At 74.8% G+C, this 16,285-nt stretch carries 17 protein-coding genes and 1 pseudogene; 4 read left to right on the top strand and 14 right to left on the bottom strand.

Annotation, left to right across the window (positions count from 1 at the left end):
• The coding region (locus AB0B41_RS20785; RefSeq protein WP_358205619.1) for a GAF and ANTAR domain-containing protein at positions 1–500 on the top strand (500 nt) is incomplete at its 5' end.
• Positions 501–511: 11 nt separating this feature from the next.
• Here AB0B41_RS20785 and AB0B41_RS20780 read toward each other — a convergent pair.
• The 6 genes from AB0B41_RS20780 to AB0B41_RS20755 form a co-directional block, all read right to left on the bottom strand.
• Positions 512–1,225, bottom strand: a complete 714-nt coding sequence (locus AB0B41_RS20780; RefSeq protein ID WP_358205617.1) for a hypothetical protein — start codon at positions 1,223–1,225, stop codon at positions 512–514.
• Positions 1,204–1,908 carry an FAD-dependent oxidoreductase gene (locus tag AB0B41_RS20775; RefSeq protein ID WP_358205616.1) on the bottom strand — a complete coding sequence of 235 codons (705 nt, stop codon included), beginning with the start codon at positions 1,906–1,908 and terminating at the stop codon, positions 1,204–1,206. The genes AB0B41_RS20780 and AB0B41_RS20775 overlap by 22 nt, the downstream gene beginning before the upstream one ends.
• A 159-nt stretch (positions 1,909–2,067) precedes the next feature.
• Positions 2,068–3,405, bottom strand: a complete 1,338-nt coding sequence (locus AB0B41_RS20770; RefSeq protein WP_358205613.1) for an AMP-binding protein — start codon at positions 3,403–3,405, stop codon at positions 2,068–2,070.
• Positions 3,406–3,414: 9 nt separating this feature from the next.
• Positions 3,415–5,073, bottom strand: a complete 1,659-nt coding sequence (locus AB0B41_RS20765) for an AMP-binding protein (protein WP_358205611.1) — start codon at positions 5,071–5,073, stop codon at positions 3,415–3,417.
• Positions 5,074–5,076: 3 nt separating this feature from the next.
• On the bottom strand, positions 5,077–5,925 hold the full coding sequence (locus tag AB0B41_RS20760; RefSeq protein WP_358205609.1) for an SDR family NAD(P)-dependent oxidoreductase: 849 nt from the start codon (positions 5,923–5,925) through the stop codon (positions 5,077–5,079).
• Positions 5,925–7,034 carry an LLM class flavin-dependent oxidoreductase gene (locus AB0B41_RS20755; protein ID WP_358205606.1) on the bottom strand — a complete coding sequence of 370 codons (1,110 nt, stop codon included), beginning with the start codon at positions 7,032–7,034 and terminating at the stop codon, positions 5,925–5,927. The genes AB0B41_RS20760 and AB0B41_RS20755 overlap by 1 nt, the downstream gene beginning before the upstream one ends.
• 204 nt (positions 7,035–7,238) lie before the next feature.
• On the opposite strand from AB0B41_RS20755, the gene AB0B41_RS20750 reads away from it, so the two are divergent.
• Genes AB0B41_RS20750 through AB0B41_RS20740 form a run of 3 tightly spaced genes read left to right on the top strand, consistent with a single transcriptional unit; the run spans position 7,239 to position 9,912 of the window.
• Complete coding sequence (locus tag AB0B41_RS20750) at positions 7,239–7,604, top strand: OB-fold domain-containing protein (RefSeq protein ID WP_358205604.1); 366 nt, start codon at positions 7,239–7,241, stop codon at positions 7,602–7,604.
• Positions 7,601–8,713, top strand: coding sequence for a thiolase family protein (locus AB0B41_RS20745; protein ID WP_358205602.1), 1,113 nt, complete (start codon positions 7,601–7,603; stop codon positions 8,711–8,713). Before AB0B41_RS20750 ends, AB0B41_RS20745 begins: the two co-directional genes overlap by 4 nt.
• Entirely contained in the window at positions 8,710–9,912 is a 1,203-nt protein-coding gene (locus AB0B41_RS20740) for a cytochrome P450 (RefSeq protein ID WP_358205599.1), read from the top strand. The genes AB0B41_RS20745 and AB0B41_RS20740 overlap by 4 nt, the downstream gene beginning before the upstream one ends.
• Positions 9,913–9,990: 78 nt before the next feature.
• Here AB0B41_RS20740 and AB0B41_RS20735 read toward each other — a convergent pair whose 3' ends face one another.
• The 8 genes and pseudogenes from AB0B41_RS20735 to AB0B41_RS20700 form a co-directional block, all read right to left on the bottom strand.
• Complete coding sequence (locus AB0B41_RS20735) at positions 9,991–10,116, bottom strand: hypothetical protein (protein ID WP_358205597.1); 126 nt, start codon at positions 10,114–10,116, stop codon at positions 9,991–9,993.
• A 5-nt stretch (positions 10,117–10,121) separates the two neighbouring features.
• Entirely contained in the window at positions 10,122–10,469 is a 348-nt protein-coding gene (locus tag AB0B41_RS20730; protein ID WP_358205596.1) for a YciI family protein, read from the bottom strand.
• Positions 10,470–10,537: 68 nt separating this feature from the next.
• Positions 10,538–11,293, bottom strand: a complete 756-nt coding sequence (locus AB0B41_RS20725) for an SDR family oxidoreductase (protein ID WP_358205593.1) — start codon at positions 11,291–11,293, stop codon at positions 10,538–10,540.
• Complete coding sequence (locus AB0B41_RS20720; protein WP_358205591.1) at positions 11,290–11,925, bottom strand: TetR/AcrR family transcriptional regulator; 636 nt, start codon at positions 11,923–11,925, stop codon at positions 11,290–11,292. The genes AB0B41_RS20725 and AB0B41_RS20720 overlap by 4 nt, the downstream gene beginning before the upstream one ends.
• Before the next feature lie 43 nt (positions 11,926–11,968).
• Positions 11,969–12,415, bottom strand: coding sequence for a deazaflavin-dependent nitroreductase (locus AB0B41_RS20715; RefSeq protein WP_358205625.1), 447 nt, complete (start codon positions 12,413–12,415; stop codon positions 11,969–11,971).
• 11 nt (positions 12,416–12,426) lie between these two features.
• Entirely contained in the window at positions 12,427–12,756 is a 330-nt protein-coding gene (locus tag AB0B41_RS20710) for a hypothetical protein (protein ID WP_358205589.1), read from the bottom strand.
• 661 nt (positions 12,757–13,417) lie between these two features.
• A pseudogene (locus AB0B41_RS20705) lies at positions 13,418–13,852 on the bottom strand (histidine kinase dimerization/phosphoacceptor domain-containing protein); the annotation flags it as partial.
• A 961-nt stretch (positions 13,853–14,813) separates the two neighbouring features.
• Complete coding sequence (locus tag AB0B41_RS20700) at positions 14,814–16,271, bottom strand: MFS transporter (RefSeq protein WP_358205586.1); 1,458 nt, start codon at positions 16,269–16,271, stop codon at positions 14,814–14,816.
• Between the last annotated feature and the right edge of the window lie 14 nt (positions 16,272–16,285).

Genomic DNA, 16,285 nt, shown 5'->3' with positions numbered 1-16,285 from the left:
CGCCGCGGGGGCCGCCGAGGGGTACACGGCGCCCGCGCACGAGATCCGGGCGCGACGGGCGCAGCATCGCCGTCGCCGATCTGGCCACCGACCCGCGGTGGCCGCGGTTCGGCCCGCGGGCCGCGGCGCTCGGGGCGCGGTCGCTCATGGCCGTCCGGCTGTTCACCGACGACGAGGACACGATCGCCGTGCTGAACCTCTACGGCACCCGGCCGCACGCCTTCACCGCGGCCGACGAGGACACCGTCGCCATCCTCGCCGCGCACGCCGCCGTCGCCATCGACGCCGCGCGCACCCGCGTCCAGCTGCAGGAGGCCGTCCGCAGCCGGCAGGTGATCGGCGAGGCGATCGGCATCCTCAAGGAGCGCTACACCATCAGCTCCGACGAGGCCTTCCGCCGCCTGCGCCGCGCCTCGCAGGACCTCAACGTCAAGCTGCACGCCATCGCCCGGCACCTCAGCGAGGAGGCCAACCGTGCGGCCGCCCGGCACAGCGCCTGACGCCGTCCGCCTCAGGCCGCCAGCAGCTCGAGGAGCCGGGCGCGTTCCGGGCCGGGCGGCGCCGGCGGGACGTCGCCGGTGTGCCGCTCGACGGCGGCGCGCACGGCCGGCCGGGCGAACACCTCCGGCGGCTGGGCCGTGCAGAGCACGATCTCCAGCACGCCGCGGAAGGCGTCGGGATCGACGGCGGCCGCGGCCAGCAGGGACATGGTCGCCGGGTCCGGCGCCGGCGGCGCCGTCCCCTCGCGCGCGGCCGTCATCTCGGCGATCCGGATCCGGTCCGCGCCGATCTGGTTCCGCACGAAGGGTGCGACCACCGCCTCGGTCCGCCCGTGGAAGTCGTGGGCCAGCGCCGCGGGGTCGGCGAGGTGGGCGCGCACGGTGTGCCGCAGGAGCTGCGCGTGCACCACGCCGACCGACAGCCCGCGACCCGCCGACGGGTTGGTGCAGGCCCAGGCGTCGCCGACCGGGACGAACCCGGTCACCACCGGCCGCCCGTCCACGACGTAGCGGCGGTGCGAGTCCAGGATCCCGGCCATGGGGCGGACCCCGCCCACCGGCGTCCCGTCGAGCCAGTGCGCCTGCAGTGGGCAGTCCGCGACCAGCCGGTCGAAGACCCGCGGCTCGCGCAGGGCCCGCAGGGCGTGGTCCGCGCTCGCCCCGAAGACGGTCACCGACCACGTGTCGTTGTCGCTGCGCAACGTCAGCAGCGAGATGCTGCCCATCGGCATGATCGCCCGGCCGCGCAGCTGCGGCGGGGTGTCCCCGTGGAAGAAGCGGGTGTAGTAGACGAAGCCGCGGTCCTCGGACTCCTCGCGCAGCGGTCGCGCCCCGACGCCTCCAGCCAGGTCGCCGCCCGCGTCCGCCGGCCCGTCGCGTCGACGACGAGGTCGGCGGGCAGGGTCTCCCCTCCGGTCGTGACCACGCCGGTGACGTGCGGGACACCGTCGAGCGCCGACGCCCCGGTCGTCACTGCCGCGACCTTCGTGCCGCGCCGCACCTCGACCCCCGGCTCCCGGTCGGCGAGCTCGGCGAAGACCGCCTCGACGACCGGGCGCCGCCCCGTGACGAAGCGCAGGTCCTCGTCGCCGGGGCGCGGGGTCCGGTCGCGCAACGTCGGCGGCGCCGCGGCCAGGTAGTCGACCCACACGCACCCGGCCTTCTCCAGCAGCCCGACCACCTCGGGCAGCTCCTCGTCGCACACCTGCCGGAAGCGGGCGAACAGGTTGTGCGGCTGGCGGAACTGCGCCACCCCGGTCCGCCTCCAGCTCCCCCACGCCTCCTCGGCCGTCGCCGGTGCCCGCTCGGCGTCGCCCTCCAGCACCGTGACGTCGTGCCCGTCCCGGGCGAGCATCACCGCGGCGGCGAGCCCGATCACCCCGCCACCGCACACCACGATCGACCCCACCGCGTCACCACCCCGCTCCGGCCCGTCACTCCGGGCGAACCACCTGTTCCGGGAGGGGAGCAGTCCGATCTCGGGGCTGATACGTCCTTTCGGTCCGCTTGTCCCCAGCCGTCGCCACCTCGGCCCAGCGGCGGGCCGAGGAGGGGTGACCCCGGGCTCTCAGCGCTCGTCCACCACCCGCCGGGCCTTGAAGGTGGTCTCCGGCAAGGTGCCCGGGGCCAGGATCGTCGCGGGGACCCGGATCCCGAGCACCCGCTTGAGCGCCTCCTCGGCGGGTGCACGCAAGGCGGGGTCGCCCTCGGCCTCGACCGTCATCTCGTCGAGGGCGCCCTCCTTGCGGACCCGGATGCGGAACTCGGGGCCCAGCCCGGGCACGGAGCGGAGGGCGGTCTCGACGGCGCTGGGGAAGACGTTGGCGCCCCGGATCACCAACATGTCGTCGAGCCGCCCGAGCACGCCCTCCGGCATCCGGGGGTAGGTCCGGCCGCAGGGGCAGGGATCGGTGGCGAGGTAGGTCTCGTCCCCGGGGGCGAAGCGGATCATGGGCTGCGAGTCGCGCCAGAGGTGGGTGTAGACGACGGCCCCGCGCTCGCCGACCGGGACCGGTGCGTTGAGGTCAGCCGGCGCAACGACCTCGGTGAACACCTCGTCGGTGTAGAGGTGCGTGCCGGTCCCCTCCTCGCACCCCACGCTCGTCTGGAAGGGGTACATCTCCGAGGTGGAGCCGGCGTCCGCCACCGTGGCGCCCCAGCCGTCGGCGATGATCCGGGCGGTGCCGGGCAAGGAGCCCCCGGGCTCACCGCCCACCAGCAGGTGCCGGATCGTCGACTCCCGCAGGTCGATCCCCATCTGCTCGGCGACGGAGAGCAGGTGGATGCAGTAGGACGGCGTCGCGCTGAACACCGTGGACCCGAGCCGGGCGATCAGCTCCAGGTGCTTCTGCGACTCGGTGATGCCCAGCGGGAACAGGGTCGCGCCGATCCGTTCGGCGCCCTGCACCACGCCCCAGCCGCCGAAGAACAGACCGAAGGGGAACCCGACCTGCACGATGTCGTCCGGCCGGACGCCGGCACACCACTGCGCCATCGCGTGCACCTCGCCCGCGCGCTCCCAGTCCGCCTTCGACACCGCGTACATCGTCGGGACGCCGGAGGTGCCGGACGAGCCGTGGATCCGGGCGATCCCGCCGGGCGGCAGGTCACGGGCGTAGCTGCCGAACGGCGGGTGCGCGGCCTGGTCCGCGACCAGCATCTTCTTGGTGATGACCGGGACCTTCGTGGTGAAGTCCTCCAGCGACCGGACCTGGTCGGGGTGGAAGCCGTGCGCGTCGTAGTGGCGGCGGTAGAAGGGCAGCTCCGCGTAGGCGTGGCGGAGCTGGTGCTGGACCCGGTCGAGGATCAGCGCGTCCCGCTTGGCCGGGTCGAGGGTCTCGCGCTCCTCGTCCCAGAACCGGGGGAACCCGCGGGCGTCGGTCCGAACGGAACGGGGGCCGGTCATGGACACTCCTCAGCCGATGGCCCGGTCCCGGCCCGCCCAGTGCGGCGCGCGCAGGACCTTCTTGTCGATCTTCCCGAACGGCGTCTCCGGCAGGTCGGCGACGACCTCGACGGACTTGGGCCGGGCGTACGCCGCGAGCTCGCCGCGCGACCAGGCGACCAGCTCGTCGGCATCGAATCCGGCCCGCGGCACGACGACGGCGTGCACCGCCTCGCCCCAGTCCTCGTGCGGTACCCCGATCACCGCCACCCGCGCGACGGCCGGATGCCGGGCGAGCGCGTCCTCGACCTCCCGGCAGTAGACGTTCATGCCGCCGGAGATGACCATGTCGCTGGTGCGGTCGCGCAGGTGCAGGTAGCCCGCCGCGTCCAGGAACCCGACGTCCCCGGTGCGGATCCAGCCGTCGGGCAGGAACTTCGCCGCGGTGGCCGCCGGGTCGTCCAGGTAGGACTCGAGTGTGTAGGGCGAGCGCAGGCAGATCTCGCCGGTGTCCCCCACCGGCAGCGGGGTGCCGTCCTCGGCGACGACCTGCACGTCCGCCATGATCGATGCCCGCCCGCAGGAGCCGAGCAGCTCAGGCCGGGCGGGGTCGTGGTCGGACTTCGCCAGCCGGGTGCCCCAGTTCGGGCACTCGGTCTGCCCGTAGAGCTGCACGAACACCGGGCCGAACGCGTCGAGGGCCTGGGCCAGCCGGGACGGCGCGATCGGGGCGGCGCCGTAGACGACGGTTCTGAGCTCCAGGGTCTCGGCGGAGGCGGAGCCGACCCTCGACACGGAGGCGGAGCCGACCCTCGACACGCGGGCGGAGCCCGCGGAGCCGACCCTCGACACGGAGGCGGAGCCCGCGGAGCCGACCCTCGACACGGAGGCGGAGCCCGCGGAGCCGACCCTCGACACGGAGGCGGAGCCCGCGGCGAGGTCCAGCAGCCGGTAGATCATCGTGGGCACGAGGAAGGTCCACGTGATGCCGCGGGTCCGGAGCAGCTCCAGGGTGCGGGCGGCGTCGAACCCGGGCTCGATCACGCTCGTCGCGCCCCGGATCAGCGCCGACTGCGCGAACAGGCCCGCCGCGTGGGCGAGCGGCGTCGACAGCAGCAGCCGGTCGGACTGCGCGATCTCCGCCTCGACGATCTGCGCGTAGTGCACGGCGACGGCGGAGGCCTGGGTGTGCACGACCCCCTTCGGCAGCCCGGTGGTGCCCCCCGTGAAGTAGATCGCGGCGCGGCCCCCCGGCCCGACGCCCGACCGCTCGGGAGGGGCGACGTCCTGCGGACCGGCCAGGCGCTCGGCGGGGGGGTCGCCGCCGTCGTCGGACACGCAGAGGTCGGCCCGCCCGCCGAGGCTGGTCGCCCCGATCACGGCGCGGGCCTTCGACGCCCGCAGGATGTGCGCGACCGTGGCCTCGGGCAGCAGCGGGTTGACCGGGACCTTCACGGCCCCGAGCCGCGCCACCGCGACGTCCGCCACCACGAACTCGACGCCGTTGGTCAGGTGCAGCGCGACGGCGTCGCCCGCCCCGACACCCCGGCCGCGCAGCTGGGCGGCCACGGCGGCGGACCAGCGGTCGAGGTCGGCGAAGCTCCAGCTCCGCCCTCCCACCTCGACCGCGATCCGCTCCCGGTAGCGCGCGAACGCGGCCTCGAACTCGTCCCCGAGATTCCGGCGCACCGCTCAGGTCGGCCTCTCGACCAGGCCTTGCGCGAACGCGACGTCCCAGTACGAGTGCAGCCCGCGGACGTGCTGGCCGCCGTCGACCGGGATGAAGTGCCCCGTGATCCGTTGCGCCGCAGCGGACATCAGGAACAACGCCACGTCGGCGATGTCCGACGGCTCCTGGTTGCGCTTGTCGGCGACCAGGGTCCGGTCGGTGAACTCCTGGCCGATCTGCCCGACCGAGAAACCCTCGCCGAGCGGGGTGTTGACCAGGCCCGGGCCGATCGCGTTGACCCGCACGTTGCGCCGGCCGAGCTCCCCCGCACAGACCTCGGTGAAGCTCTTGACCCCGGCCTTCGCCGCGCAGTAGCTCCCCATCCCGTCCGTCGCCGCGATCGCGTTGAGCGAGGAGATGTTGACGATCGAGCGGGGCGCGCCGTCGTCGGGCAGCTGCCGCGCGAACGCCCGCGTGCACAGGAACGTCCCCTTGAGCAGGGTGTCGACGATGAGGTCCCAGTCCTCCTCCGTCGTGTCCTCGACGAGCGCGACCGTGGCGGTGCCGGCGTTGTTGACCAGGTGGTCGACCACGCCGAACCGCTTCGCGGCCAGTGCGAACGCCGCCTCGACGTCCGCCGCGACGGACACCGAACCCTCGTGCCACGCGATCCGGTCCCCGCCCCCGAGCTCCTCGGAGGCGGCCTTGATGTTCGCGGGCTCGATCTCCAGGACGACGACGTTGGCGCCCTTCTCCAGCAGCGCGGCGGTGATCCCCTTGCCGATCCCGCTGCCGCCGCCGGTGACGACCACGGTGCGGCCCGCGAGCTCCGGCACCGGCGAGGACAGCCCTGCCGAGGTCGACCCGGCCATCAGGCGAGCCCGAGCGCGACGTTCGCCAGCTTCTGGCGCCGGGCCAGCCGCTCCCGCTTCGTGAAGTGCGGCATGACGTACCGGGCGAACATCTCCAGCGACCGGTTCCACTTGTCCGTGGTCACCCAGTCCCGGACGTTGATCAGCAGCGTGCCGAAGCCGCCGACCTCCTCCTCCAGCTCCTTGATCTGCCGGACGCAGTCCTCGGGGCTGCCGATGATCCACGGGATGTTCTCGACCATCCAGTCGAGCGTGAGGTCGGCGTCCGTCATGCCGTCGCCGATCTTCATCAGCGCGCCCAGGCCGAGGCCGAAGAGGTAGTCGTAGGAGAGCTTGACGCCCTCGCGGATGTCGCGGAGCGCCTGGTCCTTGTCGTCGGTGACGTAGACCTCGCGCACGATCCGCCAGTTGTCCCTGGTCACGGCCGGATCGATGCCCGCCGACGCGCCCGCCTGGAGCATCGCGGCCGCCATGGCCTTGAGGTCCGGGGCGTCGGTGTAGGTGCCGTTGTCCGTGGGCGCGAAGTGCACCGAGAGCGGCTTCCAGCCCTTCTCGCCGCACTTGGCGTAGTTGTGGACGCCGGTGAGCCCGGCGATCGCGAACGGCGGCACGTCCTGGTACGGCCCGACCTGCAGCTGCCGGTTCTCGTACTTCCAGTACACGCCCTCGTAGGTGACCGGGTCCTCCGAGGTCAGCAGCTGCCAGATGATCTCCAGCGCCTCGTTGGTCCGCGGCGAGGCCTCGGAGGGCTCCAGCCCGAACAGCGCCTTGTCCGTGGGCAGGCCGCCACCGCCGAACCCGTACTCCAGCCTGCCGTGCGTGAGGTGGTCGAGGAACGCCATCCGCTCGGCGACCATGAACGGGTCCTGGTACGGCAGGTTGATCACGCCGGTGCCGAGCCGAATCCGGTGCGTGACCGCCGACGCCTTCGCGATCATGTACTCCGGCACCGGCACGTTCTCGTAGCCGCCGGTGTGGTGCTCGCCGATCCAGTACTCGTGGAAGCCCAACCGCTCCGCCTCCACGATGCCCGCGATGTCGCGGTCGTAGGACAACGTCCAGTTCTCGCGCGGCGGGTGCTCGGGCATGGTGAAGAAGCCGAACTTCATCGGTCGGGTCCTCTCGGGGTCCGGTCGCGGACCGGGCGCACGCAGGCACGACGACGTCCGGAACACGACATCAAGGACGAACACGGGTTTGCTGATCGCAGGCGAAATCACTGTGTCGCGGGCCACGATCCGTGTCAAGAGTGGCCGCCCGGGCCGTGTTGGGCACCCCGACAACCGTTGATAGCCGAACCGAGGTTTGGTTTCATGAGCCGCGTGACCACCCCCGACCCGCGCCCCCGGGTCGTCGCCGGAGCCGAGGGCGGCGGCCTGGTCGAAGGCCGCCGCTGCACGGCGTGCGCCGAGGTCGTCGCCTTCGCCTGGCCCGCCTGTCCGGCGTGCGGCGGCGCCGTCGAGCCCGCCCGGTTCGGGCCCGAGGGCACCGTGTGGAGCGCGACCGTCGTGCGGATCCCGGTGCCCGGCCGGACCCCGCCGTACGGGCTGGCCTACGTCGATCTCGACGACGGGCCGCGCGTCCTCGCCCACACCGGCGGGCCGGTCCCGATCGGGGCCCGGGTGCGCCTCGTCCCGGGCGGGAACGACGGCGACGTCCGCGTGGAGGTCGTCGGATGAGGGTCGGGATCGAGGGTGTCGGCACCTCCCACTTCGGCCGGCAGCCCGGCGTCGACCTGGTCGACCTCGCGTTCACGGCGGTCGACGAGGCGTTCCGCGCGGCGGGTGGCCCCCGGTCCGTCGACGCGGTGTGGATCGGCACGGTCTTCGGCCCGGCCGGGGTGGCGCAGCGGGTGCTGCGCGCGATGGGCGTGACCGGGGTGCCGGTGCTGACCGTCGAGAACGCCTGCGCCAGCGGCACCACCGCCTTCGCCGAGGCCTGCGAGGCGGTCCGGTCCGGGCGGTACGGGCGGGTGCTCGCACTCGGGATCGAGCGGATGGGCGACGGGGCGATCACGCCCGAGCGGAGCGACCCGGAGGGCCGCTCCGGGCTGGCGCTGCCCGCCCTCTACGCGATGGCGGCCGCGCGCTGGCTGTACGAGGGCCGCGTGACGCCCGAGCAGCTGGCCGCCGTCTCGGTGAAGAACCACGCGCACGCCCTGCACAACCCGCGCGCCCAGTACGCCGGCCGGTACACGGTCGAGGAGGTGCTGGCGTCGCGCATGATCGCCGACCCGCTCACGCTCCTGCAGTGCTGCCCGACCTCCGACGGCGCGGCCGCGGCGATCGTCGGGCCGGCGGCGCCCGGCCGGGTCACCGTGCGGTCGGTCGCGCTGCGCTCCGGTGCGCCCTGGAACCACCGGTCCCCGCACGTCTGGGGGCACGACGTCGTGCGGGACACCGCCGCGGCGGCCTTCGCGGCCGCGGGCGTCGGTCCCGAGGACGTCGACGTCGCCGAGGTGCACGACGCCTTCACCATCGGCGAGATCGTCACCACCGAGGCGCTGGGGCTCGCGGGCCCCGGGGAGGGCGGGAAGGCGGCCGCCGCCGGTCGCACCGCCCTCGGCGGGGAGCAGCCCGTCAACCCCTCCGGCGGGCTGCTCTCCCGCGGTCATCCGCTCGGCGCGACGGGGCTGGCCCAGCTCGCCGAGATCGTCCGGCAGCTGCGCGGCGAGGCCGGCGCCCGGCAGGTCGACGGGGCTCGGATCGGGCTGGTGGAGACCATGGGCGGCGGGGTGTCGGTGCTCGACGGGAACGCCTGCGTCGTCGCCGTCCTGGAGGCCCCGTGACCGTGCCGGGGCCGGGCACGCAGGCGGACCTCCTCTCCCCCGAGGCCGTTGCGGACCCGTACCCGCTGCTCGCCGAGCTGCGCGAGCACGATCCCGTGCACTGGAGCGAGCGCTACCGGTCCTGGTTCGTCACCCGCTACGCCGACGTGGACGCCGCGCTGCGCGATCCCCGCTTCTCCTCCGACCGGATCTCGCCCTACCGGCGCGCCCGGCTCGACGGCCCGGACGCCGACCCCGGCGTGCGGGCGGCGTTCGGGGTCCTCGAGGACTGGATGGTGTTCAAGGACCCGCCGGACCACACCCGGCTGCGGAAGCTGCTGAGCCGGGCGTTCACGCCGCGGGCGGTCGAGCGCGTCCGCCCCCGGATCGGCGCGCTCGCCGCCGAGCTGCTCGACGAGCTGTCCGGTTCGGCCGACCTGATCGGCGACTACGCCTACCCGCTCACGGCCTCCGTCGTCGCGGAGCTTCTCGGCGTGCCCCGGGCCGACCGGGCCCGGTTCAAGGAGTGGTCGGACCGGATCACGGGACTGGTGTTCGGCGGGATGGGCGACCCGGACCGGCACACCGACGGCGCCGCGGGCATGGCCGAGCTGACCCGTTACCTCGGCGAGCTCGTCGCCCGGCACGATCGCGAGCCCGCCGACGACCTGCTCGGCGCCCTGATCCGGGCGCGCGACTCGGGCGACGCGCTGACCCACGAGGAGGTCGTCTCCACCGGGGTGCTGCTGCTGTTCGCCGGCCACGAGACGACCACCAACCTGATCGGCAACGGCTTGCTCGCGCTGCTGCGGCACCCCGGCGAGCCCGCCTACGCTCCCGGGACCGTCGAGGAGGCTCTGCGCTACGACGGCCCGGCCAAGACCATCGCGCGGATCATGGTCGCCGACGTCGAGCTGGGCGGCCGAGTCCTCCGGCGCGGCGACCGCGTGTTCCTCTGCCCCTCCGCGGCCAACCGGGATCCCGAGGTGTTCGCCGATCCCGACCGCTTCGACGTGACCCGCCGCCCCGGCCGCCAGCTGGGCTTCGGGATCGGGCTGCACTACTGCCTGGGAGCACCCTTGGCGCGGCTCGAGGCGTCCATCGCGATACCCGCCGCGCTGCAGCGCTTCCCTGCGCTCCGGCTCGCCGACGAGCCGCTGCGGTGGCACCCGGTGTTGCTCTCCCGCGGCCTGCTCCGGCTGCCGGTGCTCACGACCTGACGGCGCGGACCTGCTCCGTGAGGCCGCTTCTCAGCACCACTGTCGTCGGATCATGATCGAACGACGCTGGTGCCGATCTCACGGCGGCGGCGGACAAGGAGGGGCGCGCTCGACCGGGTTGGTGGTGAGGGCCAGGGCGGTGTCGTACGCCTCGGCGGCGGCGTCGGCCTCCCGGAACACGGCATCCCGGAACGCCGCCTCCACAGGACTTACTCCGGCAGGTCCATGACCGGCCGGACCTCGACGTTGCCGGCCGGGCACAGCGCCGCGAGCCGCAACGCGACGTCCAGGTCGGGGGCGTCGAGGACGGAGAAGCCGCCGAGCGCCTCCTTGGTGTCCGCGAACGGCCCGTCCGTCACCAGCGGCTCGCCGGAACCCGTGCGGACCGTGCTCGCCGTCGACGAGCGTTCAAGGGCCTCGCGGCCGAGCACCGTCGCGCCCGCGGCCTTCACGGCCTCCATGAACTCCTCGTGGAGCCGCATCTCGTCCGCGACGGACTGCTCGTCCGCGGTGTCGTACCAGTCCTCGGCGTCGTACATCAACACGTAGCGGGCCATGGGGAATCCTCCCGGAATCGTCCGATTCGGTCATCCACCCGACGAACGGGTCCCGGCGGATCGGACACTCAGCGCATGGACCAGCCGCCGTCGACCGTGAGCGTGCTGCCGGTGATGTAGGAGCCCGCATCGGACGCGAGGAGCAGGAGGGGGCCGTCGAGCTCCTCCGGGCGGCCGATCCGGCCGAGTGCCGCGGACGCCGCGAGCTGCGCCGCCCGGTGCTCGCGCTCCAGCAGCGGTCCGGTCATCTCCGAGGCGAACCACCCGGGGGCCAACGTGTTCACCCGGATCCCGTGCCGCGCCCACTGCGCGGCGAGGTCCCGGGTCATCCCCGCGACCCCCGCCTTCGACGCCGAGTACGCGGCCTCCGGGAGCGGCCCGGTCGTGCTGCCCAGCGCCGACCCGATGTTGACGATCGACCCGCCCTCGCCCTGCGCGATCAGCGTGCGGCCCACGTGCACCGCCATCTGGTACGCACCGAGGAGGTTGACCGCGAACAGCTCCGCCGCCCGCGCCGGGTCGTCCTTCTCCGACCGGGCGGCGTAGCCGATGCCGGCATTGTTGACCAGGACGTCCACCCGGCCCAGCTCCTCGACGGCGGCCGCCACGAGGGCCGCGCAGTGGGCGTCGTCCGAGACGTCGGTGGGCACCGCCGCGCACCGTCGTCCGGCCCCCTCGACGGCCTCCCGAGCCAGGGCCAGCCCCTCCGCACGCCGGGCACCCACGGCGACGTCCGCGCCCGCCTCGGCGAGGACCCGGGCGAACCGCAGCCCCAGCCCGGACGACGCGCCGGTGACGACCGCGACCCGGCCGTCGAGCCTCACGGGGACTCCGGGCGGGGCTCCGGGAGGGACCGGGCGATCCCGCGCATCCCGCCGCCGGACACCAACCCGCCCAACGCGAACGCGAACAGCTGGTCGGCGAGCTCCCGGTCCTCCTCGGGTCCCCGCGGCACGAACCAGTGCTGCATCCAGTCCAGCATCCCGACGACCGCACGCGCGACCGTCCGCGGGCTCCCGGCGAGCGAGAACTCCCCCGTCCGGGCGCCCTCGGCGACGAGCGCCTCGATCGCGGCCATGTAGCGCGCGTCCATCTCGCGGAACTCGGCGAACAGCGGCGCCGTCATCCGGCCGATGTGCTGCAGGTACACGAAGGCCGCCGGATAGAAGTCGCCGAAGATCCGCACCTGCATCCGGATCAGCTCGCGCAGCCGCACCGCGACGGTCTGCCCGGTGTCGGCCTGCAGGCGTTCGAGGTCGGCGAGCAGCTGCTTGGCGGGCTGCTCGACGACCGCGAGGAGCAGCTCCTCCTTGCTGGCCACGTAGTTGTAGATGCTGCCCTTGAGGATCCCGACCCGGGCACCGATGCCCTCCAGGGTCGCGTTCTCGTAGCCGCGGTCGCGGAACTCCTCACCGGCGGCGGCGAGGATCTCCGACCAGCGGCTGGGGCGGGGCACCCGCGCAGCCTAACGCCGGCCGGCGATCACGGGCCCGCCTCGGTCACGCGGGCTCGAGGCGGAACGCGGCGCACCGCCCTGCCAGGGCGGCGAAGGTGTCGGGGTCGAGGTCGGGGACGACCCCGGCGTCGCGCATGATCTTCGCGCCCTGCGGGATGCGGACCGGCCAGGCGCGCAGGACCGGGACGGCCTCGTCCGCGGAGAGCTCGACGAGCCGGACCCGCTCCTCCTGCCGCCCGACGGCCAGCGTCCCGACCCCGGCCGCCCTCGCGTTGGCCGCCCAGTCCGCCCCGGGGAAGCCGGCGAGCAGGTACCGGCCGCCCTCGAACTCCAGCACCGAGACCGGCGTGTGCCGGAGCTTTCCGGTGCGCCGGCCGGGCAGGACGAGCACGGGCAGCTCGCGGGTCCAGCCCAGCCCGAACCGGCGCGCCACGAGCAGGACCGCGTTCACCGGCTTGAGCCAGCGCGGCGGGACGATCTTCTCGGGCATGCCGGGCGCTCTCAGCCGCGCTCCTCCTGACGCCGCGCGAGCGGGGCGCCCGCCAGGTCCTCCTCGTTGCACAGCAGCTTGACCTCGTAGTACGGCGCGCCGGCACGGTCGTCGTAGTCGAGGTGGATCGCAATGACGTCGAGCGGCTCGCCGAGCCACTCCTGCGCCCCGCGCAGCCACTCCGCGGAGCGGGCCAGCGCCGACGGGAGGTCGTCGTCGCGGAACACCACGGGCCGGAAGGGCACGTCCTGGATCTCGTCCTGTTTCCCACCGTGGGGCCGGGGCAGGTCGCCGGAGAGGCCGGCGTCGTCGAGCTGCAGTTCGACCAACTTGTCGCTCACGCCCCGAGCCTCCTGGTTCGGGCGGGGCGCGGCAAGTGCCACGGCCGGGTGTGCCGCCCGCCGTGTCGCGGCCGACATCCGGGCAGGGCGGACGGGGAGTCGAGCGGCACGCCGCCCGCCGGCCGTGCACTCCCCTCAGGAGGTCGGCGCCCCGCCCCCCGTCGCGCGATCCGGTGGGGTGGTGGCGGGCGGGCGGGTGCGAGGGAGCCGGGCCCGCACGATCCATCCGTCGCCGGCCGCCCCGGCCTCGACGTCGCCACCCAGCAGCGCGGCGCGTTCGCGCATCCCGACCAGTCCCAGCCCCGACCAGTCCCAGCCCCGACCCGGCCGTGGCCGGCACGTGGCCCGGCAGCACCCCGGCGTCACGGATCTCCAGCGCGACCTCGTCCGGGCTGTGCCGCACCATGACGGTGCTCGGGGACGACCCCGCGTGCCGCAGCACGTTGGTGAGGGCCTCCACCACGATGCGCTGCGCGAACAGGTCCGCCTCCCCCGGCCCGGCCGCGGGCTCGCCCACGACCAGCACGGTCACGGGGAGCCCGGCCGCCCGGACCGGGGCCACCAGCTCCTCGACGCCCGCCTCGGTCAGCGGTGCGCTCCGCACCGCGGGAGGGGCGAGGTCGGACAGGCCGGCCACGGCCTCGGCGATCCGCCGCCCGCCCTCCTCGATGTGCCCCAGCGCCTCGCTCAGCGCTGCGGGACCGGTCCGTGCGGCGGAGGTCTGCACCGCGACCGCCGACACGTGGTGCGCGACGAGGTCGTGGAGCTCGCGGGCGACGCGAAGCCGCTCGTCGGCGAGGTTCGTCCGGGATCGGCGCGCCGACTCGTCGGCCCGCCGGCGGCGCCTGCGCCGGGTCGAGACACGCACGAGGACCCCGATGCCCCACAGCACGAGCGGGCCGGCTGCGGTGAGCGCCGCGTCCGCGGCGGGAGGCGCGCCGGACGGCGGATCGTTACCGAGCAGGTGGGCGGCGGTCGCGGCGGCCGCCACCGCCACGACGACCGGTCCGGACACCCGGGCCGGCACGGCAACGCCCACGCGGTAAGCCAGCACGAACCCGCCGAGCTGTGCGATCGCGTTCGCCGCACCGGCCATCCGCAGCACGCAGTCCGCCGCCGTCGCCACCACGAGCGCGGGCACCGGCGCGCTCCGCCACCAGGCGACCGTGGCGACCTGGACGGCGAGCAGGCACAGGAGCGCGGGGCGGTCGACGGGCAGCCCGAGGGTCGGGACCAACGGATCGAGCTCCGGCCTCCTGCCCGGCTGCAGATCCAGCCCGGCGACGAGCACCATGGCGACCCCGCCCACCACGACCAGGAGGAGCCCCGACGTCGACGGCGGCCGCGGCTCCCACCACCGTCGCGGCGGCGCCGCCGGGACGGCTCGACCTCGGCCGAGCGCAGCACGGTGACGACGCGCCGCATCGCGGCGAGTGCGCGGCGGGCGACCCGACGCAGCTCGGCGAGCACCGGCTCGGCCGCACCCGTCGCCGCGGCCGGGCGCACCGCGTTCGTGAGCTCGACGAGAGTGCGCAGGTCGGCGAGGACCACCGCACCCAGCTCGTCGGCGATGCGCCGGCGCTCCGCGCTCACCAGCTCCGCCTGCCGCGCCTGCTCGGTCGCGGCGTGGCGGCGCTCGCCGCGCTCACGGGCGGTGCGGCGCAGCCGTCCGAGCGCCCAGAACAGCACCGTGACCAGCAGCACCGTGACCAGCAGCATCGTCGCCGCGAAGCCGACCGTGACGGAGGCCGGATGCCGCCAGCCCGAGACCACGACCGACACCGTGAACGCGAGGGCGAGCACGGCGTCGTCACCACCGTGCAGCCCGACGAGGAGCGCGAGCAGCGGCCACGCGAGCAGCCCGGGTCCGAGATCCAGGCCGGGCACCGTCGTCGCGATCGTGAGCGCCACGACGGCGCTCACCGGGGAGGTCCGCACCAGCAGGAGGGCCGCCACGCCGACGAGGGTCCCCACCACCGCGAAGGCGGTCGCCGCCGGCGACGGCGCCGCGCCCCCACCCGGGGCGCGGCGTCGCCGTGCTCTCGGGGTGTGCCGCGTCAGGGCAGGGGGCCGGTGGCCGGCATCGCGGCGCCCGGGTCGAGGTCCCGGTCGTCGGGGGCAGGGGTGCGGCCGGGGAGGAGGACCGCGGCCGCGACCGCGCCGCCGAGCGCGAGGAAGGCCAGCACGAACACGGCGAACCGCTGCCCCTCGACCGACGCGCCGAGCGGGGTGTTGCCCGCGGCGAGCGCGCGTGTCGTCGCGGTCGCGGTCAGCACGGTGACCACGGCGATCGTCACCGCCGCGCCGATGGCCTGCGTGCTGTTCAACACGCCCGCGCCGACGCCGTGCCGGGACCGCGGGACACCGGACATCGCCGTCACCGTGCAGCTCACGCTCGCGGCCCCGGTCCCCGCGCCGAGCAGCAGGAACGGCACCAGCAGGTCGGGCACGAACGCCACCGAGGGACCGTAGGCCCGGGACAGCAGCAGGGCCCCGGCCGCCGAGACCAGCATCGCGGTCGGCACCAGGACCCGCGGCCCGATCAGGTGCAGGGTGCGCGACGCGACCTGGGCGACCACCGCGGTCAGCGCGGCCCACGGCACGAAGGCCAGGCCCGCGCGCAACGCCGACCAGCCGAGCGTCTCCTGCATGAACAGCGAGGTGGTGAAGTAGGCGCCGATCCCGGTGCCCGCGGTGACCAGGACCAGCGCGAACGCGAAGGAGGTCCGCCGGCGGAACAGGCCGAGCGGCAGCAGCGGCTCGGGGCTGCGCACCTGCGAGACCACGAACGCGGCGGCGAGCGCGACGGCCGTCCCGAGCAGGACCGCCGCGACCGGGAGCCCGCCCGAGACGCGGAGCTCGCCGAGCCCGAGCACCAGCGCGGCGACGGCGGCGGTGCAGGTCGCGCCGCCGAGCAGGCCGAGCCGCGGCCGGCGTCCGCCGGGGACCCCGGCAGGGACGAGGACCAGCACCGCGGCGCCCGCGACGAGGCACACCGGCACGTTCACGAGGAAGATCCACTGCCAACCGCCCGCGGAGGTCAGCACGCCGCCGAGCACGTTGCCCAGCGTGGCGCCGATCGCACCGACGGCGGCCCACGCCCCGAGCGCGGTACTGCGGTCGCGCGGCGCGACGAACACCGATGTCAGCAGCGCCATCGCGGCGGGCGAGGCCATCGCGGCGCCCAGCCCGGCGAGGGCCCGCGCCCCGATCAGCACCCAGGACCGGTCGGCGACCGCGCACAGCAGCGACCCCGCCCCGAACACCAGCAGCCCGGTCAGGAACAGCCGGCGCCGGCCGAAGACGTCCGCGCACCGGCCGCCGAGCAGCAGCAGGCAGCCGAACGTCAGCGGGAACGCCGTCAGCACCCACTGCAGCTCGCCCGCCCCGAGCCCGAGCTCACGGCGGATGACGGGCAGCGACACCGTCACCACGGTGCCGCCGACCAGCATCATGAACTGCACGCTGCACATCAGGACCAGGAACGCGCCACGCCGGGCGACGACCGGCGCCACGTCGGGCGGGGCCG

The sequence above is a fragment of the Pseudonocardia sp. NPDC049154 genome (genome assembly GCF_040648315.1).
Lineage (GTDB): Bacteria > Actinomycetota > Actinomycetes > Mycobacteriales > Pseudonocardiaceae > Pseudonocardia.
The sequence above is the reverse complement of the archived record's forward strand: the minus strand, read 5'-3'. Positions and strand labels throughout refer to the sequence as shown.

Bases quoted from the DNA above. Each gene is read 5' to 3' on its own strand.
- AB0B41_RS20715 (WP_358205625.1), bottom strand. From the start codon at position 12,415: ATGCCCGAGAAGATCGTCCCGCCGCGCTGGCTCAAGCCGGTGAACGCG.
- AB0B41_RS20760 (WP_358205609.1), bottom strand. From the start codon at position 5,925: ATGGCCGGGTCGACCTCGGCAGGGCTGTCCTCGCCGGTGCCGGAGCTC.
- AB0B41_RS20750 (WP_358205604.1), top strand. From the start codon at position 7,239: ATGAGCCGCGTGACCACCCCCGACCCGCGCCCCCGGGTCGTCGCCGGA.
- AB0B41_RS20745 (WP_358205602.1), top strand. From the start codon at position 7,601: ATGAGGGTCGGGATCGAGGGTGTCGGCACCTCCCACTTCGGCCGGCAG.
- AB0B41_RS20730 (WP_358205596.1), bottom strand. From the start codon at position 10,469: ATGGCCCGCTACGTGTTGATGTACGACGCCGAGGACTGGTACGACACC.
- AB0B41_RS20755 (WP_358205606.1), bottom strand. From the start codon at position 7,034: ATGAAGTTCGGCTTCTTCACCATGCCCGAGCACCCGCCGCGCGAGAAC.
- AB0B41_RS20780 (WP_358205617.1), bottom strand. From the start codon at position 1,225: ATGGGCAGCATCTCGCTGCTGACGTTGCGCAGCGACAACGACACGTGG.
- AB0B41_RS20770 (WP_358205613.1), bottom strand. From the start codon at position 3,405: ATGACCGGCCCCCGTTCCGTTCGGACCGACGCCCGCGGGTTCCCCCGG.